Annotated in this window: 24 protein-coding genes and 1 tRNA gene; 11 read left to right on the top strand and 14 right to left on the bottom strand. The window is 75.5% G+C overall.

Annotated features, from left to right (window positions below):
• Positions 1-34 precede the first annotated feature (34 nt).
• The 3 genes from msrA to IPM45_12750 are packed head-to-tail and all read right to left on the bottom strand — an operon-like array spanning position 35 to position 2,662.
• The gene (gene msrA, locus IPM45_12760; GenBank protein ID MBK9180405.1) at positions 35-700 is read right to left on the bottom strand and encodes a peptide-methionine (S)-S-oxide reductase MsrA; all 666 of its coding nucleotides are present in this window, start codon (positions 698-700) and stop codon (positions 35-37) included.
• Between the two features lie 9 nt (positions 701-709).
• Entirely contained in the window at positions 710-2,194 is a 1,485-nt protein-coding gene (locus tag IPM45_12755) for an SDR family oxidoreductase (protein ID MBK9180404.1), read from the bottom strand.
• A gap of 48 nt (positions 2,195-2,242) precedes the next feature.
• Complete coding sequence (locus IPM45_12750) at positions 2,243-2,662, bottom strand: isoprenylcysteine carboxylmethyltransferase family protein (protein MBK9180403.1); 420 nt, start codon at positions 2,660-2,662, stop codon at positions 2,243-2,245.
• A gap of 97 nt (positions 2,663-2,759) precedes the next feature.
• Between IPM45_12750 and IPM45_12745 the strand changes: the two genes are divergently transcribed.
• Complete coding sequence (locus IPM45_12745; protein MBK9180402.1) at positions 2,760-3,338, top strand: histidine phosphatase family protein; 579 nt, start codon at positions 2,760-2,762, stop codon at positions 3,336-3,338.
• A gap of 7 nt (positions 3,339-3,345) precedes the next feature.
• On the opposite strand, the gene IPM45_12740 is transcribed toward IPM45_12745, so the two are convergent.
• Genes IPM45_12740 through IPM45_12725 form a run of 4 tightly spaced genes read right to left on the bottom strand, consistent with a single transcriptional unit; the run spans position 3,346 to position 6,870 of the window.
• A complete protein-coding gene (locus tag IPM45_12740; protein ID MBK9180401.1) occupies positions 3,346-4,143 on the bottom strand; it encodes a 1-acyl-sn-glycerol-3-phosphate acyltransferase in 798 nt (265 codons plus the stop codon).
• A 2-nt stretch (positions 4,144-4,145) separates the two neighbouring features.
• Positions 4,146-5,177 (bottom strand): NADP-dependent oxidoreductase, encoded by a 1,032-nt coding sequence (locus IPM45_12735; protein ID MBK9180400.1) that lies wholly within the window; start codon positions 5,175-5,177, stop codon positions 4,146-4,148.
• Positions 5,178-5,236: 59 nt separating this feature from the next.
• The gene (locus tag IPM45_12730; protein ID MBK9180399.1) at positions 5,237-6,082 is read right to left on the bottom strand and encodes an LLM class F420-dependent oxidoreductase; all 846 of its coding nucleotides are present in this window, start codon (positions 6,080-6,082) and stop codon (positions 5,237-5,239) included.
• Positions 6,079-6,870: a phytanoyl-CoA dioxygenase family protein gene (locus tag IPM45_12725; GenBank protein ID MBK9180398.1), complete on the bottom strand. Its 792-nt coding sequence runs from the start codon at positions 6,868-6,870 to the stop codon at positions 6,079-6,081. Before IPM45_12725 ends, IPM45_12730 begins: the two co-directional genes overlap by 4 nt.
• Before the next feature lie 59 nt (positions 6,871-6,929).
• On the opposite strand from IPM45_12725, the gene IPM45_12720 reads away from it, so the two are divergent.
• Together IPM45_12720 and IPM45_12715 are read left to right on the top strand one after the other, a co-directional pair.
• A complete protein-coding gene (locus tag IPM45_12720; GenBank protein MBK9180397.1) occupies positions 6,930-7,973 on the top strand; it encodes a TIGR03617 family F420-dependent LLM class oxidoreductase in 1,044 nt (347 codons plus the stop codon).
• Positions 7,966-9,093, top strand: coding sequence for a YihY/virulence factor BrkB family protein (locus IPM45_12715; GenBank protein ID MBK9180396.1), 1,128 nt, complete (start codon positions 7,966-7,968; stop codon positions 9,091-9,093). Before IPM45_12720 ends, IPM45_12715 begins: the two co-directional genes overlap by 8 nt.
• Before the next feature lie 42 nt (positions 9,094-9,135).
• Here the strand turns inward: IPM45_12715 and IPM45_12710 are convergent, their stop codons facing one another.
• Positions 9,136-9,480 carry an SHOCT domain-containing protein gene (locus IPM45_12710; protein ID MBK9180395.1) on the bottom strand — a complete coding sequence of 115 codons (345 nt, stop codon included), beginning with the start codon at positions 9,478-9,480 and terminating at the stop codon, positions 9,136-9,138.
• A 1-nt stretch (position 9,481) separates the two neighbouring features.
• The gene (locus IPM45_12705; protein ID MBK9180394.1) at positions 9,482-9,826 is read right to left on the bottom strand and encodes a carboxymuconolactone decarboxylase family protein; all 345 of its coding nucleotides are present in this window, start codon (positions 9,824-9,826) and stop codon (positions 9,482-9,484) included.
• A gap of 294 nt (positions 9,827-10,120) precedes the next feature.
• Here IPM45_12705 and IPM45_12700 point away from each other — a divergent pair.
• From IPM45_12700 to IPM45_12690, 3 genes are all read left to right on the top strand, one after another.
• Positions 10,121-10,193, top strand: a tRNA-Arg gene (locus IPM45_12700).
• 244 nt (positions 10,194-10,437) lie between these two features.
• Entirely contained in the window at positions 10,438-12,084 is a 1,647-nt protein-coding gene (locus IPM45_12695; GenBank protein ID MBK9180393.1) for a hypothetical protein, read from the top strand.
• Between the two features lie 52 nt (positions 12,085-12,136).
• Positions 12,137-12,835 carry an alpha/beta hydrolase gene (locus IPM45_12690; GenBank protein ID MBK9180392.1) on the top strand — a complete coding sequence of 233 codons (699 nt, stop codon included), beginning with the start codon at positions 12,137-12,139 and terminating at the stop codon, positions 12,833-12,835.
• A 16-nt stretch (positions 12,836-12,851) separates the two neighbouring features.
• On the opposite strand, the gene IPM45_12685 is transcribed toward IPM45_12690, so the two are convergent.
• Positions 12,852-13,217 (bottom strand): hypothetical protein, encoded by a 366-nt coding sequence (locus IPM45_12685; protein ID MBK9180391.1) that lies wholly within the window; start codon positions 13,215-13,217, stop codon positions 12,852-12,854.
• A 55-nt stretch (positions 13,218-13,272) separates the two neighbouring features.
• On the opposite strand from IPM45_12685, the gene IPM45_12680 reads away from it, so the two are divergent.
• Genes IPM45_12680 through IPM45_12670 form a run of 3 tightly spaced genes read left to right on the top strand, consistent with a single transcriptional unit; the run spans position 13,273 to position 16,842 of the window.
• Positions 13,273-14,064, top strand: a complete 792-nt coding sequence (locus IPM45_12680; GenBank protein MBK9180390.1) for a DUF2786 domain-containing protein — start codon at positions 13,273-13,275, stop codon at positions 14,062-14,064.
• Positions 14,045-14,692, top strand: coding sequence for a hypothetical protein (locus IPM45_12675; protein MBK9180389.1), 648 nt, complete (start codon positions 14,045-14,047; stop codon positions 14,690-14,692). Before IPM45_12680 ends, IPM45_12675 begins: the two co-directional genes overlap by 20 nt.
• A 47-nt stretch (positions 14,693-14,739) precedes the next feature.
• Entirely contained in the window at positions 14,740-16,842 is a 2,103-nt protein-coding gene (locus tag IPM45_12670; protein ID MBK9180388.1) for an EAL domain-containing protein, read from the top strand.
• A 239-nt stretch (positions 16,843-17,081) separates the two neighbouring features.
• On the opposite strand, the gene IPM45_12665 is transcribed toward IPM45_12670, so the two are convergent.
• Genes IPM45_12665 through IPM45_12655 form a run of 3 tightly spaced genes read right to left on the bottom strand, consistent with a single transcriptional unit; the run spans position 17,082 to position 23,434 of the window.
• Positions 17,082-18,113 carry a phosphotransferase family protein gene (locus IPM45_12665; protein MBK9180387.1) on the bottom strand — a complete coding sequence of 344 codons (1,032 nt, stop codon included), beginning with the start codon at positions 18,111-18,113 and terminating at the stop codon, positions 17,082-17,084.
• A gap of 38 nt (positions 18,114-18,151) precedes the next feature.
• The gene (locus IPM45_12660; GenBank protein MBK9180386.1) at positions 18,152-19,756 is read right to left on the bottom strand and encodes an N-acetylmuramoyl-L-alanine amidase; all 1,605 of its coding nucleotides are present in this window, start codon (positions 19,754-19,756) and stop codon (positions 18,152-18,154) included.
• A 57-nt stretch (positions 19,757-19,813) separates the two neighbouring features.
• Positions 19,814-23,434: an EAL domain-containing protein gene (locus IPM45_12655; protein MBK9180385.1), complete on the bottom strand. Its 3,621-nt coding sequence runs from the start codon at positions 23,432-23,434 to the stop codon at positions 19,814-19,816.
• Between the two features lie 67 nt (positions 23,435-23,501).
• On the opposite strand from IPM45_12655, the gene IPM45_12650 reads away from it, so the two are divergent.
• Positions 23,502-24,170, top strand: a complete 669-nt coding sequence (locus tag IPM45_12650; protein ID MBK9180384.1) for an NUDIX domain-containing protein — start codon at positions 23,502-23,504, stop codon at positions 24,168-24,170.
• Positions 24,171-24,190: 20 nt separating this feature from the next.
• On the opposite strand, the gene folE is transcribed toward IPM45_12650, so the two are convergent.
• A complete protein-coding gene (folE, locus tag IPM45_12645) occupies positions 24,191-24,787 on the bottom strand; it encodes a GTP cyclohydrolase I FolE (GenBank protein ID MBK9180383.1) in 597 nt (198 codons plus the stop codon).
• A gap of 194 nt (positions 24,788-24,981) precedes the next feature.
• On the opposite strand from folE, the gene IPM45_12640 reads away from it, so the two are divergent.
• Positions 24,982-25,251: a metal-sensitive transcriptional regulator gene (locus tag IPM45_12640; protein ID MBK9180382.1), complete on the top strand. Its 270-nt coding sequence runs from the start codon at positions 24,982-24,984 to the stop codon at positions 25,249-25,251.
• Positions 25,252-25,266: the final 15 nt, after the last annotated feature.

Raw genomic sequence — 25,266 nt, 5'->3', positions numbered from 1 at the left:
GGCCGAAGGCGTCCAGCGACGACCCCGGGGTGCGTCAGCCGGCCGGGTCGGCCGGGGCCCCGGTGCCGACCGGGCACGACAGGCCGGTGCCGCCCAGCCCGCAGTAGCCGTCGGGGTTCTTGTCCAGGTACTGCTGGTGGTACGGCTCGGCGTAGTAGAAGGGCCCGGCCTCGGCGATCTCGGTGGTGACGGGCCCGTAGCCGGCGGCGTCGAGCACCCGCTGGAACGCCCGGCGCGACGTCTCGGCCGCAGCCCGCTGGGCCGGCGTGACCCACAGCACGCACGAGCGGTACTGGGTGCCCACGTCGTTGCCCTGGCGCATCCCCTGGGTGGGGTCGTGGGCCTCCCAGAAGACCTGGAGGAGCCGCTCGTACGTCACGACGGCGGGGTCGAAGGCCACCAGCACCACCTCGGCGTGGCCGGTGAGACCCGAGCACACCTCGTCGTAGGTGGGGTTGGGCGTGAACCCACCGGCGTAGCCCACCGCGGTGGTGACCACGCCCGGCAACCGCCAGAAGGCCCGCTCGGCCCCCCAGAAGCAGCCCAGGCCGAACACCGCCACCTCGGTGCCCGCCGGGAACGGGGGCAGCAGGGGCGTGCCGAGCACCGTGTGGGCGGCGGGCACCGGCATGGCGACGTCGCGCCCGGGCAGGGCCTCGTCGGCGGTGACGGTGCGGGGCTCGGGCCGGCCGAACAGCATGGGGGCAGGCTACGCGCCGGCGGGCGGGAGCGCCTCGGCGGCGGCGGCCAGGCGGCGGGCCAGCTCTCGGAAGATCACGCCGTGGAACGGCACCAGCGCATACCAGTAGGCCCGGCCCCAGACGCCCCGCGGGTGGAACAGGGCCCGCTGCTGGAGCACGGTCACCTCCGGCTCGCCCACCACCGGGCGGATCGTCCACTCGAGCCAGGCCGACCCGGGCACCTTCATCTCGGCGCGGAGGCGCACCAGCCGGTCGGGGACGAGCGCCTCCACCCGCCAGAAGTCGACGGGATCCCCCACCCGGAGGTCGTCGGGGTGGCGCCGGCCCCGGCGCATGCCCGGCCCTCCGAGGATCCGGTCGACGAGCCCACGGATCCACCACAGCCAGTCGGCCACGTACCAGCCGCGGTCGCCCCCCACGCCGGTGACCACCCGGTAGAGGGCATGGGGCCGGGCCGTCGAGCGCACCGAGCGCACGTCGTCGAGCACGGTGCCGCCCGACCAACCGGGATCGGTGGGGAGCGGGTCGGCGGGATCACGGCCGGGGAGCTCGGCGCCGGCCCAGCTGGTGCTCACCTCCAGGCTCCGGGTGCGGGCCAGGGCCAGGCTCACCGCCTCGCGGAAGCCGAGCAGGCGGCGGGGCAGCAGCCGGGTGATCGCCGGGTCGTGCACCAGCACCTCGTTCACCAGGCTGTCCACCAGCGGCCGGGCCAGATCGGCCGGGAGCGGGGTGACCAGGCCGACCCAGAGCGACGACAGGCGCGGGCTGAGCACGGGCACGGGCACCACCAGCCGGCGCCGCAGCCCGGACACCTCGGCGTAGACCTCCATCATCCGCCGGTACGTGACGACGTCGGGCCCGCCGATCTCGAGCACCCGCCCGGTGGCGCCGGGCAGCCCGAGCACGCCGACCAGGTAGGCCAGGACGTCGCGGATGGCGATGGGCTGGCACCGGGTCTCCACCCACTTCGGCGTGACCATCGCCGGCAGCACCTCGGTGAGGGTGCGGAGCATCTCGAACGAGGCGCTGCCCGAGCCGATGATCACCGCGGCCCGCAGCTCGGTGACGGGCACGGGCCCCTCGGCCAGGATCCGCCCCACCTCGTGGCGGCTCCGCAGGTGGGCCGACAGCCGCGGGTCGCGCTCGTCGCCCAGCCCGCCCAGGTAGATCACCTGCTGGAGGCCGGCGGCCGCAGCCGCGTCGCGGAAGGCCCGGGCCGCCTGGCGGTCCCGCTCGGCGAAGTCGTGCTCGCTCCCCATGGAGTGCACCAGGTAGTACGCGGCATCGACCCCGGCCAGGGCCGGCCCGAGCGACGCCGGGTCGGCCACGTCGCCCCGGATCACCTCCACCTCGGAGCGCCACGACCGGTCGTCGAGCTTCGACGGGGTGCGGGCCAGGCAGCGCACCCGCTGGCCGGCGTCCAGGAGGGCCGGCACCAGCCGGCCGCCGATGTAGCCGGTCGCGCCGGTGACGAGCACGGTGCGGTTGGTCACGACCCCGGTCTACCGCTCCTGCGGGCGGATCACCCCTTTCACCCCTTCTCACCCCTTCGGGTGCAGGAACGGCACGAACCGGGGGGTGCGCGCCGCGTACGCCGGGTAGGCGGGGTAGCGCGCCGCCAGCATCCGCTCCTCCCACCGCGCCTTCACCGTCAGGAGCACCCAGAGGGCCGCGGTGAGCACCGCCTTCGGCCAGCTCGCCGAGTCGAGCGTGGCCCCCACCGCCAGGGCGAGCAGCCCGCCGTAGATGGGGTGGCGGACGAACCGGTAGAGCCCACCGGTCCGGAGCACCGACGAGTCGGCCGGGGTGGGCAGCGCCGTCAGGGAGCGGCCGAGGTGCACCACGCCCACGACGAGCACGGCCGCACCGACGAGCTTCAGCACGACGGCGACGAGGTGCAACCACCGCGGCACCGGCCAGTCGGCCCGTCCGGGCAGCAGGACGAGGGCGACGATGAGCACACCCTGGGCGGCGACCGCGCCGTACGCCAGGAGCCGCTCTCGCTTCGACGGACCGCTTCCGATGGCCCGAGGGTACGACGGGCTACGGTCCCCGCCGATGACCGGTCGACCGGAGATCTGGGTGGTGCGCCACGGCACCACCGAGTGGAGCGCCACCGGGCAGCACACCAGCCGGACCGACCTGGCGCTCACCCCCGACGGCGAGCGCCAGGCCGCGGCGTTGCGGCCGGCGCTCGCCGGGCACCGCTTCGGCCTCGTGCTGTCGAGCCCCCTCCTGCGGGCCCGGCGCACCGCCGAGCTGGCCGGCTTCGGCGACAGGGTCGAGCTGACCGACGACCTCCGCGAGTGGGACTACGGCGAGCTGGAAGGGCTCACGATCACCCAGATCCGCGACCGTCGGGGCGCGGGCTGGACGATCTGGGGCGGCGACGTCCCGGGCGGCGAGACGGGCGCCGAGGTGCGCGCGCGCACGCTCCGGGTGATCGGGCGATGCCTGGCCACCGGGGACGACGCGCTGCTGTTCGCCCACGGCCACGTGCTGCGCGTGCTCACGACCACGTGGCTGGAGCTGCCGCCGACCGACGGCGCCAGGTTCGCCCTCGACACCGCCACCGTGAACGTCCTCGGCTGGGAGCACGACGGCCGCACCCTCCGCGCCTGGAACGCCGTCCCCTGATCGGCGGTCAGCCCACGACGGGGCGGCGGCCCGCGGTCAGCTCGTCGGCCTTGGCCTGCATGGCCGCCCGCACCCGCTCGGCCAGGGCCGCCGGCTCCTCGCCGGGCTCGGCCCGGACCGGGTCGAGGATCGCCACCTTCATCTTGCTGGGGAGCGGCAGGTACCCGACCAGCGCGGCGACGCCGGCGTTGAGCCCCCAGGGCGCGGCGATGGAGACGGGCAGCGTCTTCTGGCGCACGATCCGGTCGAGGCGCAGCCGCGCCGCCAGCCGGCGCCCCTCGGACAGCACGAGCAGCGACTCGCCCGCGCCCACGGCGACGATGGGCACGATCGGCACGCCGGCGTCGATCGCCAGCCGGGCGAAGCCGGTGCGGCCGTCGAACACCACCTCGTCGCGGTGGGCCCACGTCTTGGACGCGTCGGCGTCGCCACCGGGCAGCACCACCACGTAGCGGCCCTCGGCCAGACCCGCTCGGGCCGGTTCGCGGCCGGCGGGCCGGAAGCCGGCCGGGCGCAGCAGCGGCCCGAGGCCGGCGGTGAACGCGAGCTGGTGGGTCAGAAAGACGGCCGGCACCGCGGCGCCGAGGCCGAGCCGGCGGAACGCCTCGGAGAAGGCGAGCACGTTCAGGTCGGTGAGCCCGCCGAAGCCGTGGTTGCCCACGATGAGCGCCGGCGGATCCACGAGCCGCTCGGGACCCTCGACCTCGAGGCGGGTGTACGCGGCCACCGCCCGCCCGAGGGCCTCGAGGACCCGCCGCACCGCGAGGCCGGCGCCCGTGACCCGGTCGTCGCCCGGCCCGGCCATCGTCAGGAGGCGATGGGTGGATCGGCCACCTTCAGCAGCTGCTTGCCCAGGTTCTTGCCCTCGAACAGCCGGCGGAGGGTGGCCGGCGCCCGCTCCAGGCCCACCTGGACGTCCTCGGCGGTGCGGATGCTGCCGTCGGCCACCCACGCGGCCAGCTGCGCCACCGCCTCGGCGAAGCGTGGGGCGTAGTCGAGCACCAGGAAGCCCTCCATGCGGGCCCGCCTGATCACCAGCTGCATGTAGTTGCGCGGGCCGGGCGGCAGCTCCTCCATCGTGTAGCCCGACGAGATGCCGCCGCACAGCACCACCCGGGCCCGCAGGCCCAGGTTGGCCAGGGCGGCCTCCAGCACCGGCCCACCCACGTTGTCGAAGTACACGTCGATGCCGCGGGGGGCCAGCTCGGCCAGCCGACGACCGACGTCGTCGGCCTTGTAGTCGATGCACTCGTCGAAGCCGGCGACGTCGCGCACCCACGCGCACTTCTCGGGCCCGCCGGCCGTGCCGATCACCCGGCAGCCCTTCACCCGGGCGATCTGCCCCGCCACCGAGCCGGTGGCGCCGGCCGCGCCCGACACCAGCACCACGTCGCCCTCCTTCGGATGGCCCAGCTCGAGCATCCCGAAGTAGGCGGTGAGGCCGGTGATGCCGAACACGCCGAGCACGGCCGTGGGCGGCACGCCCGGCGGCACCTTGGTGACGGGCAGCATCCCGGTGCCGTCGGTGGCCACGTAGTCCTGCCAGCCGAAGGTGCCCTGCACGTAGTCGCCCACGGCGAACCCGGGGTTGTGGGAGGCCACCACCTGGCCCACCGCACCGGCTCGCATCACCTCGCCGATCTGCACCGGCGGCACGTACGACGGCACGTCGTTGAGCCAGCCCCGCTGGGTGGGGTCGAAGCTGAGCCACAGCACGCGCACGAGGAACTGGCCCGGTCCGGGCTCGGGCACCGGCCCGGTGCGGAGCTCGAAGTCGTCGTCCTGCACGGCACCGATCGGGCGGCGGGCCAGGACCAGCTGGCGGTTGACGTCGGTCACGTCGGCCGACGCTACCGGCGCGCGGCCCGCTGCGCCCGGGCCAGCCCGGCGCCGGGGGGTCAGCAGCCGAGCGCGGCGGGCGAGCTGGCCTCGAGATGGGCGCGGAGGCCGTCCGGGCCCAGACCGGGCCGGTACACGATCAGCCGGTGCACGCCGGCGGCCCGGTAGGCGTCGACGACGCCGGGCGTGAGCCGCACCGAGGGCGTCACGCTGATCTCGAACGCGTCCGGGTCGACCGGCCGTCCCAGCCGCTCGCCGGCCCGGTGGATCGCGGTGACGGCCGCCGCGGCACCGGGGGGGTCGAGCAGGAAGCCGTACCAGCCGTCGGCGTGCAGCACCGCCCGGCGGAACGCGGCCGGCGCCCGGCCGCCCATGACCACCGGCGGCCCGCCGGGTTGGACGGGGCGGGGATGGGCGTCGACGCCGCCGAAGTCGACGAACTCGCCGTGGAACGCGGGAGCCTCCATCGTCCACAGGGCGCGCAGGGCGGCCAGGTGCTCCAGCGCCCGCTGGTCGCGGCGCTCGGGGGGCACGCCGACGGCCCGCAGCTCGGGCTCGAGGTAGCCGATGCCGACCCCGACGACGAGCCGCCCGCCCGAGAGCACGTCGAGGCTGGCCAGCTCCTTGGCCAGCTGGACGGGGTGACGTTGGGGCAGCAGCAGGATGCCGGTGCCCAGCAGCATCCGCTCGGTGCGGGCCGCGAACCACGCCAGCGACACCAGCGGGTCGAGCATCGGGTCCGTGGGCTCCATGGGCGAGGGGGCCACGCGAGGGCTGGGCAGCACCATGTGCTCGCCCACCCACAGGGAGTCGTAGCCGAGCTCCTCGCACCACCCGGCCGCGTCCCCCGCGAGCGTCGGGTCGAGCCAGGGCTCCATGTTCACCGCGAACACCCCGACCTTCATCGGTCACGCTCGCGGCCCGGGATCAGCCGCAGGGGGCTCCGGCCGTCGACGTAGCCCATGAACGGGGGGAACACCGCATAGCCGAGCAGCTCCTGGAGCCGCTCGGGAACCTCGGCGGCCCGCTCCGGCGGCAGCACCAGCACCTGGTTCTCCTGCTGGCGCAGCCAGCCGGCCAGGTACTCGAAGGTCACGCCCAGCCGCCGGCGGTCGGTGGTGTTGGCCCCGCCGCCGTGCCAGAGGGTACCCAGGTAGATCGCGACCGACCCTGCCTGCATCGCCGCCGCGACGGGTCGCGTGACGGGCCGGGGCGGCTCGGCCGACCGGTGGGTGCCGGGGAACAGCACGGTGGCGCCGTTGGCCGCGGTGAAGTCGTCGAGCGCCCACATGGCGCTCACCATCACGTCGGGGTGGGGCTGCGGGAGGGGGTAGATCGCGTCGTCGTGGTGCACCAGCTGCGCCTGCTCCCCCGGCTCGATGGAGATGCCCACGGTGGCGCTGATCCAGTGGTGGCGCAGCACCCGGTCGGACGCGCCGAGCACGAGGGGGTGCAGCGCCAGGGGGTCGAGGGCGCGGGTCTTGCCCAGCGCGCTGTACACCCGCCGGGTGCGGAAGCCCTCGAAGGCGTTGCGGCCCGTGGGCGTCTCGGGCAGCAGGGCGTCGAGCGCGGCCCGGGCGGCCTCGAGCACCGCCGGCGCCAGGGCCTCCTCCACGATCACCACGCCGTCGGTGCCGAGGCCGTCGACGACGGCGTCGACCCTCGCCGTGGGTCCGTGCAGGGGCGTCAGCATGACCGGACGGTACCCGCCGGCCGGGCCGGTAGGGTCGGTCGGCAGAACGAGGGGGCGCCGTGGAGCTCGACCTGATGACGGTGGGGGGACGGCTGACCGAGGTGCAGGCGCTGGCCCGGCGGGCCGAGCAGGCCGGCCTCTCGGGACTGGTCATCACCGAGGCCGGCCGCACCGCCTACCTGTCGGCCGCGGCCGCGGGCCTGGCCGCCCCCGGGCTGCACCTGGCCACCGGCGTGGCGGTGGCCTTCCCCCGCAGCCCGATGGTCACCGCGGCCACCGCCTGGGAGCTCGCCGACCTCACCGGCGGCCGGTTCCGACTGGGGCTGGGCACGCAGGTGAAGGCCCACGTCGAGCGGCGCTACGCCGCCCCCTTCGATCCGCCCGGCCCGCGCATGAGGGACTACGTGCTCGCCTTGCGGGCCATCTTCCGCGCCTTCCGGGGCGAGGAGCGCCTCGACCACCACGGCGAGTTCTACGACCTGTCGCTGCTCCCCCCGGCGTGGTCACCGGGGCCGATCGAGCACCCGCATGTGCCCGTCGACGTGGCCGCGGTGGGCCCGTGGATGCTGCGCATGGCCGGCGAGGTGGCCGACGGGGTGCACGTGCACCCGTTCCACTCCCGCCGCTACCTCGACGACGAGGTGCTGCCCGGCGTGGCCGAGGGCGCCGCCCGGGCCGGCCGCGACCCGGCCGAGGTGGCCCTGATCGTCCCGGTGTTCACCATCGTGGGCGACACCGACGAGGAGCGGGCCCCGTGGCGGGCGATGGCCCGCGCCCAGATCGGCTTCTACGGGTCCACCCGCAACTACGCCCACATGTTCGACCGGCACGGCTTCGACGGCACCTCGGCCCGGCTCAACGAGCGGCTGAAGGCCGGCGACGTGGCCGGCATGTCGGCGCTGATCACCGACGACATGCTCGACGTGTACGCGGTCACGGCGACGTGGGAGGAGCTGCCGGGGCGCCTGGCGGAGCGCTACGGCGGGGTCGCCAGCCGGCTGGTGATGTACCTCGGCCAGGCCATGTGCCAGCGCGACCCCTCGGCGTGGGACCGGTGGAGCGACGTGGCCCGGGCCGTGCGCGCCACCGGAACCGATGGCTGAGGGAGACCGCCCCGACGGCGCCGACCCCGGCGACCAGTCCGACGGCACCGACCCCGAGCCGCGGCCCGGCCCGCCCGCTCCCACCGGCCGGGTGGCGTCGGCCCGGCGGTGGGCCGGCGAGCAGTACCGCGACGTGGCCGCGGCGGCCGAGAGCCGCCTGGGCGGCACCGGCCGCGGCATCGGCAAGCGCTTCGTCGCCATGGGCGACGAGGTGCGCGACCGCCTGGAGGCCGCCCGCGCCCACCTCCCCCTGCTCGATCTGGCCATGCGGCTGTGGGACCGCGACGCCCAGATCGGGGGCTCGCTGCTGGCGGCGGCCGTCGCCTTCCGCTTCTTCCTGTTCCAGCTGCCGCTGGTGCTGCTCGTCGTGGGGGGTCTGGGCTTCGTCTCCACCGCCGACGAGGGTGCGCCGGCCGACGCGGCCCGCCAGACGGGGGTCAGCGGTGCCCTGGCCAACTCGATCTCCGACGCCATCGCCGAGTCGCAGGGCGGGCGATGGGCGGCGCTGATCGTCGGCCTGTTCGGCGTGGTGTGGGCCGGGCGTGTCTTCCTGAACACGCTGGTGGAGGTGCACGCCCGGGCGTGGGGGGTGAGCAAGCGCCAGCGGTCGAGCACCGGTCGCATCGCCGCCATGTTCTTCGCGTTCTTCGTCGCCACGTTGGTGGTGTCCGCCGCCTTCCGGGCCGTCCGGGAGGCGTCCGGGCTCACGCTCACCGCCTCGTCGTTCGTGCTCGTGGGCCTCGTCTACTCCGGGGCGTGGATGCTGCTGGCGCGCTTCCTGCCCCGGGGCACGTCGTCGTGGCTCGGGCTGGTGCCCGGGTCGGTGCTGGTGGGCGTCTCGATCGCGGTGCTGCAGTACGTGTCCCACGTGTACCTGCCCAGCCGCATCTCCAGCGCCAGCGAGGTGTACGGCGCCATCGGCGTGACGGTGGCCGCGCTGGCCTGGCTGTTCATCCTCGGCCGTCTGATCGTGACGGCCGCCGAGGTGAACGCCGTACTGTGGGAGCACTACGAGGGGCCGCTCGACTTCCTGCTGCGCATCGTGCGCATCCGCAGCGACGAGCGGCCGGGCGCGGTCGGCCCCCCCGACGGCGTGTCGGAGGGGCCGCTCTCGGGCTGACCGCGATCGTGGCGGCCGGGCCGCCGACCCCTCGCCGCCCGCTCAGCCGTTCAGGATCCGCTGCTTCTCCTGCTCGAACTCCTCGGGCGTCAGCACCCCCGAGTCGCGCAGCGCCGCCAGCTCCTTGAGCTGGGCGAGGCGGTCCTCGGTGCCGGCGCCGGCCGGCGCCGCCGGCGGCGCTGCGGGGGGCGGCGCCTGCTGCTGGGCCTGGGCGGCCATCTGCTGGGCCTCGGCGGCCTGGGCCTCGACAGCCTGCATGCGGGCCTCGTCCTCGGCTGCGGCCTGCTGCTTGTTGATGGCGGCGTTGGTGCCGGCCTTGGTGGCCCCGTACACCACGGCACCGGTGGCGGCGGCCCGCAGCAGCGGGCGGCGGCGACGCATCGGCATGTCAGTCCTCCTCGTCGATCAGGCCCAGCCCGAGGGCGATCTCGGGGGCGGCGGCCACGATGCGGGCGTTGCCCACCGTGGGGGCGAGGGCGACGAGGACCCCGACGATCTGCTCGGGGGTGACGCCGGCCTCGAGGGCCAGGCCGATCTGCCACACGAACGACGCCGGGGCGGCGTCGATGGCCACGAGGGCCGCGATCTTCACCAGGAAGTACGTGTCGGGGTCGAGGCCCGAGGCGTCCAGGTTCTCGAGCTGGGCCGCCAGGAGGCTCTCGAGCACCGAGGGGTCGTGGGTGGCGAGGCCTTCGAGGATCGCCTCGACGCTCGCGGCGGACGGGTCGCTCATGCTGTGGTTCCTCCGATCGGTGGGACGGCCGCGGCGCCGCCCCCGGAAGCGACATCGTAGGGCGCCTTCCGGTGGCGGGTCGGGCCGAGCGCGATCGGACGTGCACGGCCCGGGCGAGGGCGGGCCGCCGCGGCCGCGCCGGGCCCCTCGCCGTTCTCTGCCATCCCGACCACCTCTGCGGTGGTCGACCGGGCAGAGAACCCCGGCGGCGGCTCGCGCGCACCGCCCGGCCGCGTACGCTCGATCCCCTGGCCACCGCTCGGAGGGGCACGTGGACCTCGGCGCGGACGTCCCGCCCTCGTAGCTCAGGGGAGAGAGCAGCGGTTTCCTAAACCGTGTGTCGCAGGTTCGAATCCTGCCGGGGGCGCTGCGTGGCCAGGCTGGCGAGAGGCTCGTGCGGCGCGGCGCGTCTCGACCCCCTCGGATGGCCACCCGCGAGCTGACCCGGCCGGGGCGGTTCCGGTCCGGCACGGCGGGCCCGAACCCACCCGACCGAGTCACTACTTTCCGTGGCGCTAAAGCCGCGAAGAGCGCGCACCGATGCTCCAGTGCCCCGACACGACCGCCTGGCCCGGAGGGAGCCAGGCGGGAGGACGGGAAGGAGCGGTTCGATGCGCACTCGCCCCCACCGGGTCTCTCGGCTCTCGAAGATCCTGGCCGGCCTGCTCGTGATCGCCCTGATGGGCGTGCTCGGGCTCGACCTGTCCGGAAGGCTGGTCCCGGCCGTCGCCGACGCCGGCTGGGCCGGCCGCCCCCGGGCCTTCTTCATCCACCACGACGGCAGCCCGCTCGACGTGGCCACCGAAGCGCCCCGGCGCCAGCTGTTCACCTTCAACGCGTGGGAGGCGGGCCTGGCCCGCCAGGTGAAGGCGGCCAACCCCTCCGCCCTCGTGCTGGTGTACAAGGACCTGTCCTCGACCCGCTCCTACTCGGGCGCCTTCGACGGCACCAACGACGCGGCCCTGCTCCCGGCCGGCATCGGCTACGGCTGGGCCAACGCCAACCACCCCGAGTGGTTCCTCACCGGCTCGGCCGGCGGCCGGCTGGAGTGGGCCTGGTACCCGGGCCACTGGTTCATGGACGTGGGCAACGCCGCCTACCAGGAGCAGTGGTACCAGAACGTGTCGGCCGAGCTGGCCGCCAACGGGTGGGACGGCGTCTTCATGGACAACGCCCTGACCCACGCCGACGCCTACACCGAGGCGCCGACCCGCTACCCAAACGACGCGGCCATGCAGGCGGCCACCCGTTCGATGCTGGCCAACGTGGGGCCACGGCTGCAGGCCGCCGGCTTCGTGGCCATCGCCAACATCAGCGACGCCCGCCTGTTCCCGGGCCTCTGGGGGGACTGGCTCCAGTTCGTGAACGGCGCCCTCGAGGAGCACTTCGTGAACTGGAACAGCACCGTGGGCGGGCCCTACGTGTGGGACTGGGGTCCCGACGCGTGGGAGGCCATGGTGGGCGAGGTCGCCACCGCCGAGGCCATGGGCAAGATCGCCCTCATGCGCACCGGCGGCAACCTGGCCGACCCGGAGGCGGCCCGCTACGGGCTGGCGTCGTACCTGCTGGCCGCCGGCTCGCGATCGATGTTCAACTTCGGCGAGAAGTCCTGGATCCCCGAGCAGGCCTGGGAGCTGGGCGCGCCGCTGGGGCCGCTCGAGGACAGGGGGTCCGGCCTGCACCTGCGGCGCTTCGAGCGCGGCCTCGTCGTGGTGAACGCGGCCACCGGGCCGGTCGACGTCGACCTGGGCGGCACGTACCTCGACGCCAACGGCACCCCCGTGACCCGGGTCCACCTGGCCGGCACCCGAGCCGCCATCCTGCGGGCCGCCGCCCCCACCACCACCGCGCCGTCCCCCACCGCCGCCCCGACCACCGCCGCCCCCACCACCACCGCGCCGCCCCCCACCGCCGCCCCGACGACGGCCGCCCCGACGACCACGGCGACCGCCGCCCCCACCACCACCGCGCCGCCCCCCACCGCCGCCCCGACCACGACGACCACCGCAACCGCACCCCTCGCCGTCGCCCCGACCACGACGACCACCGCCAAGCCCACCACCTCGACGACCGTCCGACGGACCACCACGACCGTCCGACGGACCACCACCACCGTCCGACGGACCACCACCACCGCAGCGCCCACCACCACGACGGTGGCCCCGACCACGACCACCTCCGCCCCCTCCTACACGTGGGTCGATCCGATCTGGGTGCGCTGGCTGACGATGACCACCACCTGGACCTTCCGGTGGTGAGCCGACGACGGGACGGGCGGCGGCCGCCCGACCGGTCGGTCAGACTGCGGCCGTGCCCCAGGACCCACGGCCGGGAACCCCTCTCGAGGCGCTCGGCACGCTCGCCCGCGGCGAGGTGCGGCTGAGCCCGAGCCTCCGTCACCTCGAGCTCTACACGTTCGGCGGGCTGCTCACCCTCCTGTGGCACGGCGACCCCGACGCCGAGCAGGTGGTGCTGATGGGCGGGGGGGCCATGGGCGGCCTGCTCGGCCCGGCCGGAGGCCTCTACCACGACCTGGGAGAGCACCTGGCCCGGCAGGGCATCGGGTCGATCCGCGTGTCGTGGCGCGCGCCCAACGACCTCGATCGCTGCGTGCACGACCTGGTCGCGGCGGCCGAGCTGGCGGCCCGAGCCGGAGCCGAGCGGTTCGTGGCCACCGGGCACTCCTTCGGCGGGGCCGTCGCCGTCCGCGCCGGCCTCTTCCTCGACGGGATGTGCGCCGGCCTCGTCACCTTCGCCACCCAGTCGGCGGGCTGCGAAGAGGCCGACCAGCTGGGCGACACCCCGATCCTGCTGTTCCACGGCGACCGCGACGAGATCCTGCCGGTCGCCGCCAGCGAGGCCGTGCGGACGATCGCGGGGCACGGCGAGCTGGTGGTGCTGCCCGGCACCGGCCACCTGCTGGGCGAGGCGCGCGACGTGCTGTGGGAGCGCCTGGTCGAATGGATCCCCGCCCGGTTCGCCGACCACGCCGCCCGGCGCACCTCCTAGGCGATCGCGCCTCGGGTCAGCGCGCGCACCAGTCGGCCAGCCGTTCGGGCGAGCCTGCGGCCACCAGCCCACCGGCCCAGGCCAGCAGGCCCACGGCGACGATCACGAGGCCGAGCACGGCCCACGGCCACGACCGGCCCTCGCGGCGGAGCCAGGCGACCACCAGCGGTCCGGCGGCGGCGGCGACGGCGCCGGCCAGCACGAGCCACGATCCCCACCGCACGGCCCCGGCCGTGGGCACCACCGGCTCGGCCCCGTCGCGACCGAGGTCGCAGGTGGTGACCGCCGATGCCGTCACCAGGGCCGCGCCGGCCAGGCCGCTCAGGGCGCAGAGCGCCAGGGCGACCCCCACCCGCAAGCCCGTCCAGCTCGTCCAGCTCATCCGCCCACCACCGCCCATCATCGTCACTGACACACCGCGGTGCGACAGTGAGCGGGTGAGCATCCCCGGCCCCGGCGACCCCCACGACCACGACCCGGCGGCCAGGGCCGCGGAGCGTCACCGCAAAGCGGCCACGGTCCGGGGGCTGCTGGCCAAGGCCGAGTCGTGCGCCGCCCAGTTCCCCGACGAGGCCCTCGCCCTGGTGGCCAAGGCCCAGGAGCTGATGGCCCGCTACCGGATCGACGACGCGCTGCTCGCCGGTGGGCCTCCCGACGACCGGGTGGTCGAGGTGAACGTGGAGGTGGGGGCCGGCCCGTACGTCCTGGCCCGGCTGCGCCTGCTGGCCGTGGTCGCGGCCGCCAACGGGGTGCGGCTGCTCACCTCCCGGGGCTGGGAGGGCCGGATCGGGCACCTCATCGGGCACCGGGGCGACGTCGAGCGGGCCGAGGCCCTGTTCACCTCCCTGCTCACCCAGAGCGCGGCCGAGGCCCTGGCCGCGCCACCCCGGCCGGGCGCGCCGGCCGCGACGGTCCGCTGGCGGCGGGCCTTCCTCTTCGCCTACGCCGACGAGGTCGGCACGGCGCTCCGCCAGGCCGAGGAGCGGGCCGTCGCCGCCGCCGAGGCGGCGCCGCCCCAGGCCGGGACCCCGTCGGTGGCGCTGGTGCTCGCCGACCGGGGGGCCCGGGTCGACGCCTGGGTCCGAGACCGCTACGGGCGCCCCGGGTCGATGCGGCCCCCTCGCGCCCTCACCGACCCGGCCGGTGCGCGCGCCGGCCGGGAGGCCGCACGGCGAGCCGACCTGGGCCGCCCGGGCGTCGAAGGTCGCCGTGCCGCCCTCGGGCGGTGAACCCCGCCGGTCGGCCGGCCCGGGCGCGGCGGGCGCTCACGGCCGCGACGCCCAGCGCTCGCTCGTCTACGCCGCCGAGCACGCCGCCTTCGCACCCACGCTCTACTCGGTGCCCCTGGGGGGCGAAGGGCCCCGCAGCCGGGCCCAACGGCTCGAGGCCGTGCAGGCGCTGGTCGGGGCGGTGCTCGCCCACCCGTCGTGGGCCGCCATGGGGGCGGGCATCACCCTCGACGCCGGCCCCGCGCCGGCGCGCCTGGTCCGGGCCGATGCCCGATGGGTGGGCGCCAGCCACCGGCTCGAGGTCACCGCCGACGGGTGCGCACCCCACGTGGTCGCCCACGAGCTGGCCCACGCCGCCGTCCAGGGGTGGGCCGAGCGGGGCAGCCGGGCCGACGCTGCCGACCCCGGCCACGGCCCCCGCTTCGCGGCCCGCCACCTCGACGTGGCCGGCCTGGTCCTGGGCCGGACGGGCCGGCGTCTGCTGGCCCGCTCGTACGCCGCCCACGGCGTGCGGATCGACGCCGGCGTGACCACCCAGCCGGCGGTGCCCGGCACCGGCCTCGACGGGGCGCTTCGCGCCCTCGCGGTGGCCCGGGCCATGGGCGCCGGCGGCTACCGTGACGCCTAGAGGGTCGGCCGCGGCGGGGCCGGACCCCAGGGGGATGGTGGGTGGCGATGAGCCCTGACACGACCGGCGCCGAACGCCGTCGCAGCGACGAGCCCTCGTCGTCGCTGCTCGCCGCACTGGTCGACGCCAGCCCCGACATCCTCGTGGCCCTCGACCGCACCGGCCACCTGCGCTACGCCAGCCCCGCCTTCGAGCGCCTGCTGGGCTGGAGCGTCCGCAGCGTCGCCACCTTCTTCGAGGTGATCCACCCCGAGGACGTCGGCACGCTGTCGATCGAGTTCACCGACGCGCTGGCCGAGGCCGATGGCGTCGCCGGCGGCACCGACTTCCGGGTCGCCCACGCCGACGGGGGCTGGCGCTGGCTCGAGGTGGTGGCCGCCAACCGCGTCGACGACCCGGAGATCGACGGGTTGGTCGTGAGCGCCCGCGACGTCACCGACCGCGTCAACGCCGAGCAGGTCCGGCAGGCCAGCGATCAGCGCTACCGCACCCTCGTCGAGCGGTCGCCCGACCTCGTCCTGCGCTTCGACGCCGAGCGTCGGCTCGTCTTCCAGAACCCGGCGGCCGAGGCCATCCTCGGTCCGATCGGTTCCTCCGACCCCACCCGGCTGGGCGTCACCCGCGTCGACCAGGCCACGGTGACGCACTTCGGCGAGGAGCTGGCCGACGTCCTGGCCACCGGCACCCCCCGGACCTTCGAGGTCGCCATGGCCGTCGCCGGGGTGCACCGCTGGTACGAGGTGCTGCTCGTGCCCGAGCCGGCCAGCGGATCCGACGGGGCCCACGTGCTCGCCATCGGGCGCGACACCACCGACCGCAAGCGCCTCGAGCTCGACCTCACCCACCGGGCCCTGCACGACCCGCTCACCGGGCTGGCCAACCGCTCCCGCCTCGAAGCCGAGTGCCAGCGCCTGCTCGACCGGCGGGCCGACGGCGCCGGCTCGGTCGCCGTCCTCTTCGTCGACCTCGACACCTTCAAGAGCGTCAACGACACCTATGGCCACGCCGCCGGCGACGCCCTGCTGGTGGCGGTGGCGGCGCGGCTGCGCCGGGCGGTGCGGCCGGCCGACCTCCTGGCCCGCTTCGGGGGCGACGAGTTCGTGCTGCTGCTCGACCACGTCTCGGACACCGGCGAAGCGGTGGCGGTGGCCGAGCGCCTCCACCGGTCGCTGGCCGAGCCGATCCCCTTCGGCGAGCACCGCATCGCCCTCTCGGCCAGCATCGGCGTGGCCGTGGCCGTGGCCACCGACGCCGGCACCACGTCGGCCGCCCTGCTCCGTCGGGCCGACGCCGCCATGTACCGCTCGAAGCGCCGGGGCTGGGGCCAGACCACCGTGTACGACGCCGAGACCGCCGCCGACACCGCCACCCGAGACGCGGCCGCCGCAGCCCTCGAGGTCGCCCTCGGCGGGCCGAGCATCGAGGTGTGGTTCCAGCCGGTGGTGACGCTGGCCGACGGCGTCCCCACCGGCGTCGAGGCCCTGGTGCGCTGGCCCACCCGCCCCCCCGTCGTCGGCGACGTCGAGGCGATCGTGCAGCTGGCCGAGGAGACCGGTCTCGCGTCCCGGCTCGACACCAGGGTGATCGCCGAGGCGCTCACCCACCTGGCCGCCTGGCCGGCAGGCCCGGCCGGGCCCATCGGCCTGCGGCTGAACGTCTCCCCCTCCACCATCGCCAGGGAGGACTGGCTCGACGCCCTCCTCGGCCAGCTGGCCGGGCGAGCGATCCCGACCACCCTCGTCACCCTCGAGCTGCGGGAGACCCCGCTCCTCGATCGCCTCGCCAGCCTGGGGGTCCGCCTGCAGGCCGTCCGCGAGGCAGGGGTCCGCGTGGCCGTCGACCAGTTCGGCACCGGCTTCGCGTCCGTCGCCCAGCTGAAGCGCCTGCCCGTCGACGAGCTCAAGATCAGCCGGCTCTTCGTGGCCGGGCTCGGCCAGGACCGCGGCGACGAGGCGGTCGTGGCCGCCGTCCGGGGTCTGGCCGACGCGTTCGGGCTGGGCATCACCGCGCAGGGGGTCGAGACCGAGGCCCAGCGCGACGCCCTGCTCCGCCTGGGCGTCTCCACCGGCCAGGGGCACCTGTTCGCGGCACCGGTCCCGGCCCACGGGATCCCGCCCCTGCTGTCCACCCGGCTGGGCCCACTCTCCTGAAGCCCGGACGCGTTCGGGCCCCGGCGGCTCTCCACAGCGGCACCGGGGCCCGAACCGTTGTCGGTCGTCGGGTGATGCCGGGACCGGCCCCGAGCGGGGGGCCCCGGCTCAAGAGCCGGGCGGGCTCTCCTCTGCAGCGGGCGAAGCCGGGGAGGCCATCCCCACCTCCTGTGCTCGATCGCCGATCGGAGAATCGATCGTGCGCCCGGGCGGGCGATCCGTCAAGAGGTCGGGTCGCGTCAGCCGGGCAGGCGGTGCACCGCGTCCAGCGCCGACTCGGCCAGGCGCACCACCCCCTCGGCGAAGGGGCTCACGTCGACCTCGTGGTCGCCCATCGCGCCCTTCACGTACCGCGCGTACACGCCCTCGCTGATCACCGCCAGGCGCCACGACGAGAAGGCCACGTAGTAGTCGATGCCGCTCAGGTCACGGCCGGTGGCGCGGGCGTAGCGGTCGAGCAGCTCGGCCCTCGACGGGAAGCCGCCCGCGGCGGAGGGGTCGCCCTGACGGGGCGGCTCGGGGCCGCCCGGATCGGTCCAGTACACGAGCAGGTAGCCCACGTCGGCCAGTGGATCGCCGAGGGTGCACAGCTCCCAGTCGAGCACCGCGGCCACGCGGCCGTCGTCGCCCACCAGGCAGTTGCCGAGGCGGTAGTCGCCGTGCACGATCGCCGCCGGCCCCTGCTCCGGGATGCGGGCGGCCAGGCGCTCGTAGACCTCCTCGATGGCCGGCAGCTCCCGCGTCTTGGACCGCTCCCACTGCGTCGACCACCGCTTCAGCTGGCGGGCGACGTACCCCTCCTTGCGGCCCAGGTCGCCGAGCCCGACGGCGTCGGGGTCGACGCCGTGCAGGGTGGCGAGCACGTCGACGAGCGACTCGCCGGCGACGCGGCGACGCGCCTCGTCCGGGAACACACGCCGCGCCGCCTCCGGGGTGTCGAGCACGTGGCCGTCGACGTAGGCCATCACGTAGAACGGCGCGCCGTTCACGGACTCGTCGGCGCAGAGGCCCAGCGCGGGCGCCACCGGCACGGCCGTCGGCCCCACGGCCGCGATGATCCGGTGCTCCCGACCCATGTCGTGGGCGGTGGCCAGCACGTGCCCCAGCGGCGGGCGCCGCAACACGTACCGGCCGCCCTCGGCGTCGGTGACCTTGTACGTGAGGTTGGAGTGCCCGCCGGCGATGAGCTCGAAGGCGAGCGGCGGCACCACGCCGGGCACGTGCTCGACGAACCACGCCGTGACCGGTCCGGGGTCGATGCCCCTGGGCACCGCAGGCGGGGGTTGGGTTGCCGGCACGGCGCCGGAGGCTACTGCGTCGACGTGCGCCGCACGCCGGCCAGGGCCACCGCCCGAACGGGGACGCGGGTCCCGCCGAAGTCGGCGACGGAGCCGAAGGCCAGCACGCGCCCATCGGACACGAGCACGTAGTAGCCACCCCCGCCGGGCTCGGCGAGCAGCCCCCTGGCCGAGCCGCTCGGGATCCGGCCCCAGGCCGACCCGGCGAAGCCGGCGTCGCCGAAGCTGTGGACCCCGCCGGCGTCGTCGAGCACCCAGTAGCCCCGGCCCGACGGCGTGGACGCGAAGCCGGCCCCCCAGGCCCGCACCCGCCGCTCGGGCAGCGAGCCGAAGTAGCCGGCGTCACCGAAGCTGTGCACCCCGCCGACCTGGTCGAGCACCCAGTAGCCCCGGCCGGACGGCGTGGGCGCCAGGGCCGACGCCCGCGTGCGCACCTGCCGCTCGGGCAGCGAGCCGAAGTAGCCGGCGTCACCGAAGCTGTGCACCCCGCCGATCTCGTCCATCAGCCAGTAGCCCTGGCCAGAGGGCGTGGAGGCGATCGCGGGCGCCAGCACCGAGAGCCCCCGCTCGGGGAGCGACCCGACGTAGCGGGCGTCGCCGAAGGCGTGCACCCCGCCCACGTGGTCGACCACCCAGTAGCCCTGGCCCGACGGCGTGGCCGCCATGGCGGTGGCACGGGCGCTGATGCGCCGGTTGCGGAGGTCGCCGAGGGGTGCCGCGCCGGCGACGGGGTTGGGGGTGCCGTCCTGCCCGAGCACCCAGTAACCGACCAGCCCACCCTTCAGGAGGCCGTCGGCGCGGGTCCGCAGCGTGGGGATGCCGCGGTACAGCACGTCGCCCGGACACCCGGTGGGCGTGAGGTCGAGGTGGCCCACGATGTTGGGGAAGGTGCGGGTGACGCCCTCGTAGTTGGTGAACGTGTCGCTCTTCACCGCGTCGATCTGGTTGAGCGAGCACTGCCAGGCGAGCACCGCCACCAGCGCGTCCAGCGCGGCCTGGCTCGGCTGGGTGCTGGTGAAGTCGCCCAGCAGGCAGATGCCACAGGTGCCCGTGTTGTAGTTGAGGGCGTGGGCGCCGACCACGCCCCGACCGTCGGCCAGCTGGCCGGTGGGGGTCTCCCCGGCGCCGTAGTCGCGGGCCCACCGCCCCTCGTACACCACGCCCCGCTGGTCGATGAGGAAGTTGTAGGCGATGTCCTGAAAGCCCCGGTCGCGCACGTGGTACACCTGGATCGACCGGACCGTGGCGGCCGGGTCGGCCGGGTTGTTGGGCGTGGCCGCGTGGTGCACGACCAGCTTCTTCACGGGCGCATACGAGGGCTCACCGTTGCGGAGCGACTCGTCCGCTCCCCACTCGGAGCGGCGGACGATGCGCGGAGGCGGCACGGGCGCGAGCCCGGCCTTGGGCCGCAGCTCGGCCGGACGGCCGCCCAGCTCCTCGAAGACGGGCTCGTCGTTGTCGGACCCGTGCTGGTGCGGTGCCGGCTCCTCGGCGCCGGCCGGCGGCAACCGCAACGAGGGCGCCAGCAGCGAGCCACCGGCCACAGCGCCGGCCACGAGGAAGCGGCGGCGGGAGGTGGGAGACGAGGGCAGGTCGTGGCGGTGGCGCATGGACACCTCGGGAGGTGAGAGATCGGCTCCGCCCGCTCGCTCCTCGGCATGCTACCGGGTCGGTCACGTCGCGCCGTGGCGCCCCTCGACACGCCCGCCGACGGGTGCCGCGGCCTCGGCCAGGAGCCGCTGGCGGAGCGTTGCGGCAGGCACGGGCTCGCCGAGCAGGAAGCCCTGCGCCAGGTCGCTCCCCAGCCGGGCCAGCTCCACGAGCTGGTCCGGCGTCTCCACCCCCTCCCCCACGACCGTCAGGCCGAGCCGGTGGGCGAGGTCGACGACCGCGGCGACGAGGGTCGCGTCCGCCGGGTCGACGCCGAGGCCCGACACGAACGAGCGGTCGATCTTCACCTGCCCGACCGGCAGGCGTCGAAGCTGGGCGAGCGACGAGAAGCCGGTGCCGAAGTCGTCGATCGACAGGGTCACGCCGAGGCCGGCGAGGCGCTCGAACGTGGGTTGCACCCGATCGGGATCGGCCATCGCCGTGCTCTCGGTGATCTCGAGCACGAGCCGCTCGGCCGGGAGGCCGGCGACGTCGAGCAGCTCGCCGACCCGCTCCGCGAACAGGGGATCGGCGAGCTGGCGCGTCGACAGGTTGACGGAGACGGTGAGCGCCGCCGGCTCACCGGCGGCGCCCCGGCCGCGCGGCCAGCCGACGGCCTCGCGCACGGCCCGCTCCAGCACCCACACCCCGAGCTCCACGATCAGACCGGTGTCCTCGGCCACCTCGAGGAACGCCGACGGCGCCAGCAACCCGCGCTCGGGGTGCTCCCAGCGCAGGAGGGCCTCGGCCCCCACCACCTCGCCGCCGGGGAGGCGCACGATCGGCTGGAAGTGCAGGCGCAGCTCGCCCCGGGTCAGCGCCAGCGGCAGGTCGCGCTCGACGGACACCCGCATGGCGGTGTGCTCGCTCAGGGCGAGGTCGAACTCCGTCGCCCGGTTCCGGCCGGTCTGCTTCGAGCGGTACATGGCCGCGTCGGCGGCGCGGAGGAGCTCGTCGGCATCGGCCTCGCCGCGCAGGTGACCGATCGCCCCCTCGCCCGGGCCGGCGAGCACGTAGCCGACGCTGGCCGTGACCGGCACGCGACGCCCGCCCACCTGGAACGGCGCCCGGAACGCCTCCACCAGCCGCAGCGCGAGGGCCTCGGCCTCGCTGCGAGCGCTCACGTCCTCGCACACCACGACGAACTCGTCCCCACCGACACGGGCCGGGACGTCACCGCCTCGGACCTCGCGCTCGAGCCGGGTGGCCGTCTCGACGAGGACGGCGTCGCCGACGGCGTGGCCCAGGGTGTCGTTGACGACCTTGAAGCGATCCAGGTCGAGGTAGAGCAGCACCATCGGCCAGCCCCGCCGCTCGGCCCGGGCCAGGGCCTGCGTGAGGAGGTCGCCGAGGAGCCGGCGGTTGGGCAGCCCCGTGAGCGGGTCGTGCAGGGCCTGGCGGGTGAGGGCCTCCTCGAGGTGCTCCCGCTCGGTGACGTCGCGGAGGATCAGCAGGGGCTCGTCGCCGCCCACCACCCGCACCTCGACGTGGGCGGTGCGGTCGCCCACGACCAGGTCGCGAACCACGGTGGCCTGGCGCGTCCGGGCGCCCGCGAGGTCGAGCCCCTGCTCGGCCAGCGCGGGGAACAGCGCGCCCAGCGGCTGGCCGACCACCGGGGAGCCGGGCGGCAGCAGCGGGTGGCGGCCGTCGTTCACGTCCACCACCGTGCCGTCGCCCCGCAGGCGCAGCACCAGGTCGGGGAGGGCGCCGAGGAGCGAGCGCAGCCGCTGCTCGGTGGCCGCCCGGGAGCGCTCGGCCTCGGCGCGCAGCCGGCCGGCCACGAAGACGCCGGCGGCAGACCGCAGCAGCGCCACCTCGTCGGAGGTCCACCGGCGTTCGCGCACCACGCTGTCGAACCCGACGAAGCCGACGACCTTCCCGCCGAGGACCATGGGCACGGCGGCCAGGGACTGGATGCCCTGGGGCTCGAGGATCGCCCGCTCGGCCGACCACCCGGTCGGCAGGTCCCGGAGCCGGGGGACGAGGACCGGCTCCCCGCTGGCCAGCTGCTCGACCCAGCGGGGCAGCTGCGCCAGCGGCACTCCCTGGAGCCCCTGCCGCTCCGACGACACGCCGGGGGCGCACCACTCGGCGGTGTTGTCCATCACCGCCGAACCGGCCCGGTAGTCGAACAGGTAGCAGCGGTCGGCGCCGGTGTGGCGGCCGAGCAGCGCCAGCGCCTCGTGGATGCCGGCCTCGACCGCGCCCGGGTCGAGGTCGACGAACCGGGCCGCGATCCCGGTGACCACGTCCTGCAACGCCATGTGCGCAGCCAGGGCCTCCTCGGCCTCGATCCGGCTGGTCACGTCGCGGCTCGCCATCTGGAACTCGACCAGCTCGTCGGAGTCGGCGGCGAAGACCGCGTGGCCGATCGTCTCCACCCAGCACCATCCGCCCGACGCCCGCCGCATGCGGTGCACCAGCCGGTCGGAGTCGGCCCGGCGCGACAGCCGGTCGCGGCGGTCGAGCACCGTCACCAGATCGTCGGGGTGCAGGAACTCCCAGCCGGGCCGCCCGATCACGTCGTCGGGCTCGTACCCCAGCACCGTGGCCACCGCGGGCGACACGTACAGCACGTTCCAGGCGGGGTCGAGGCGGGTGATCACGTCGGTGTTGTTCTCGGCGAAGAGCCGGAAGCGCCACTCCGAGTCGGCGAGCGCAGCCCGCGAGAGGGCCTCGGCCCGCTCGTGCTGGGCGAGCAGCAGGCGGACCCGGAACACGGCGAGGGCGGCCACCGTGCCCACGTAGACCACCAGCGCCGGGACGCTCACCGAGTGCCCCTGGAGCTGGGCGCCGACCAGGATCACCGCGGGCACGAAGAGCGCGGCCGACTCGGGCACGAAGTCGCGCAGCCCGATGAGGTCCGGCCGCGCCGGCAGGGCATCGGTGACGTGCACCATCGAGGGGTGAACGCCGGCCGCCCCGACGAGCAGGGCGGCGACCAGGTACGCGGCCGAGAGCCAGGCCCAGCCGGTCTGGACGTCGAAGGTCACGAAGGACACGTCGGTGAGGTCGGCCACCACCAACGTGGCCAGCCCCGCGATCAGCAGCACGACCGCAGCCAGGGGTCGGGGTCGTCCCCGGAGGAGGGGCACGGCGGCGAACACCACCGCCGTGCTGCCCGCCAGGTACACCGATCCGGAGAACCGGTCGAACCCGCTCAGCCCACCCTGGTCGAGGAGCGGCACGGCGAGGAACTGGAAGGTCAGCACGCCCACCACCGCGGACGCGATGCCCGCCCCGAGCAGCACGCTGCGGTCGGTACCCGGGCGGCGGGCGCGCACGAGCCCCAGCGTGCCCCCGAACAGGAAGGCGTAGGCGCCGAGGTAGGGAAGGTCGGGGAGGATGCTGGCCTCGGGGTCGACGCCCAGGCCGAGGCTCAGCACGTCCCACACCACGTCGCCCACGAGCTCCAGGCCGAAGCCGGCGGCGATGAGGAGCCACGGCACCGGGTGCGCGGGCCGGTGGACGCGAACGCCCGCGACCACGGCCACCACCCCGACGGCCGCGAGGACGTCGTAGAGCACCGCCGGCAGCACCGCCCCGGGCAGGAGCGGCTGCACCGCCACCAGCGCGCCGCCCGCGACGAGCAGCACGACCGTCGCTGCTGTCCAGGGCTCTCGCCGCCCGAGCGGTGCGTGCACCTCACCCATCATCGGCCGACGAGCCGTCGGACTCAACGGACCGGCCCGTCGGCGGCAGACTGGGGGCGTGCCTCCCGGCGAGCTGGACGAGCGTCGCGACGTCGAGTGCATCGACGTGTACGACGACCTCGGGCGATGGCTGGGCACCAAGGACCGGGCCGCCGCCCACGCCGACGGCGACTGGCACCGCACCTTCCACTGCTGGGTGGTGGCCCGCCGGCCCGCCGGGGGCACCGTGGTCTTGCAGCGGCGATCGACCACCAAGCGAGCCTTCCCCGACCTGCTCGACGTGAGCGCCGCCGGCCATCTCACGGCGGGCGAGTCGCCGGCCGACGGCATCCGAGAGCTCCACGAGGAGCTCGGGATCCGCGCCGAGCCGGCGGCCCTCGTGCCGCTCGGGGTCCGCCGGGTCGTCGACGACACCCCCGAGGGGCGCAACCGCGAGCTCGTCCACGTCCACCTGCTGCGCGACGACCGCCCGCTCGAGGCGTACCGGCCCCGGCCCGGCGAGGTCGACGGGCTGGCCGAGCTGGCCATCGAGCAGGGTCTCGCGCTCCTCGCGGGAGAGGCGGACACCGTCGAGGTCGACGAGGTCGGCTGGGTGGTCGGGGAGCCGCACCGGCGCCGCCGGCGCATCACCCGGTCGGCCCTGGTGCCCTCGCTCGACGGCTACTGGGCCACAGCGCTGGTGATGGCCGAGCGGCTGCTCGAGGGCCGGCGCCACCTGGCCATCTGACCGCCCGGGGAGGCCGGCGGTCAGCGCACGCGCTGGCCGATGAGCGACATGGCCTCGGCCCGAGCAGCCACGTCGGTGCGGTAGATGCCCCGGACGGCGCTGGTGACGGTGAGCGACCCGGGCTTGCGCACCCCCCGCATGGTCATGCACAGGTGCTCGGCCTCGAGGACCACGAGCACACCGGTGGGCCGCAGCACCTCCTCGAGGGTGTGGGCGATCTGGGTGGTGAGCCGCTCCTGCACCTGGGGCCGGCGCGCGTAGCCGTCGACGAGCCGGGCCAGCTTCGACAGGCCCGTGATGCGCCCCTCGGGCCCGGGGATGTAGGCCAGGTGGGCCCGGCCGAGGAACGGGGCGAAGTGGTGCTCGCACATGGAGGCGAACGGGATGTCGCGCACCATCACCATCTCGTCGTGGTTGGCCTCGAACTGCACGGACAGGTGCTCGGCCGGGTCGGTGTGGAGGCCGGCGAACACCTCGGCGTACATGTCGGCGATCCGGCGGGGCGTGTCGAGCAGCCCGTCGCGCTCGGGATCCTCGCCGATGGCGGCGAGGATCTCCCGGACTGCCCGCTCGATCCGCTCGGTGTCGACGGTGGGGCGCCCGCCGTCGTCCACCATGCTCATCCCCGCACCTCCCGTGCGCACCGTCGGCCGGCGCCGGCCGACCCCGGCCCGCCGCCGCCCTGCTCCAACCGGCCCGCCTCCGGGTCAATTCCCGGCGCGGCGGCCGAGGGGCCCCGACTCGCGGTCACGGCGCGCACGCTACCCACCGGGCCCCCTCGGTCGATACAGGGGGGGGGTATGATGGGCCCGTGCAGCTGCCCGACGACACCCTGCGCGACGTGACCAGGCGCCTGCACCGGGCCGAGGGCCAGGTGCGCGCCGTCTCCCGCATGCTCGACGAGGGCGCGGACTGCCGAGACGTGCTCACCCAGCTCACCGCGGCGACGCGAGCGCTGCAGCAGGCCGGCTTCCGCATCCTGGCATCGGGCCTCACCACCTGCCTGCAGCAGCCCGACCGGGCGGCCGAGTCCGGCTACGACGTCGCCGAGATCGAGCGCCTCTTCCTCAAGCTCGGCTGATCCGCTCGACCGGGC

Source organism: Acidimicrobiales bacterium, from assembly GCA_016716005.1.
In the GTDB taxonomy this organism is placed as follows: Bacteria; Actinomycetota; Acidimicrobiia; order Acidimicrobiales; family JADJXE01; genus JADJXE01.
Note: the sequence above shows the minus strand (reverse complement) of the source record. Positions and strands in the feature narration are given on the sequence as shown.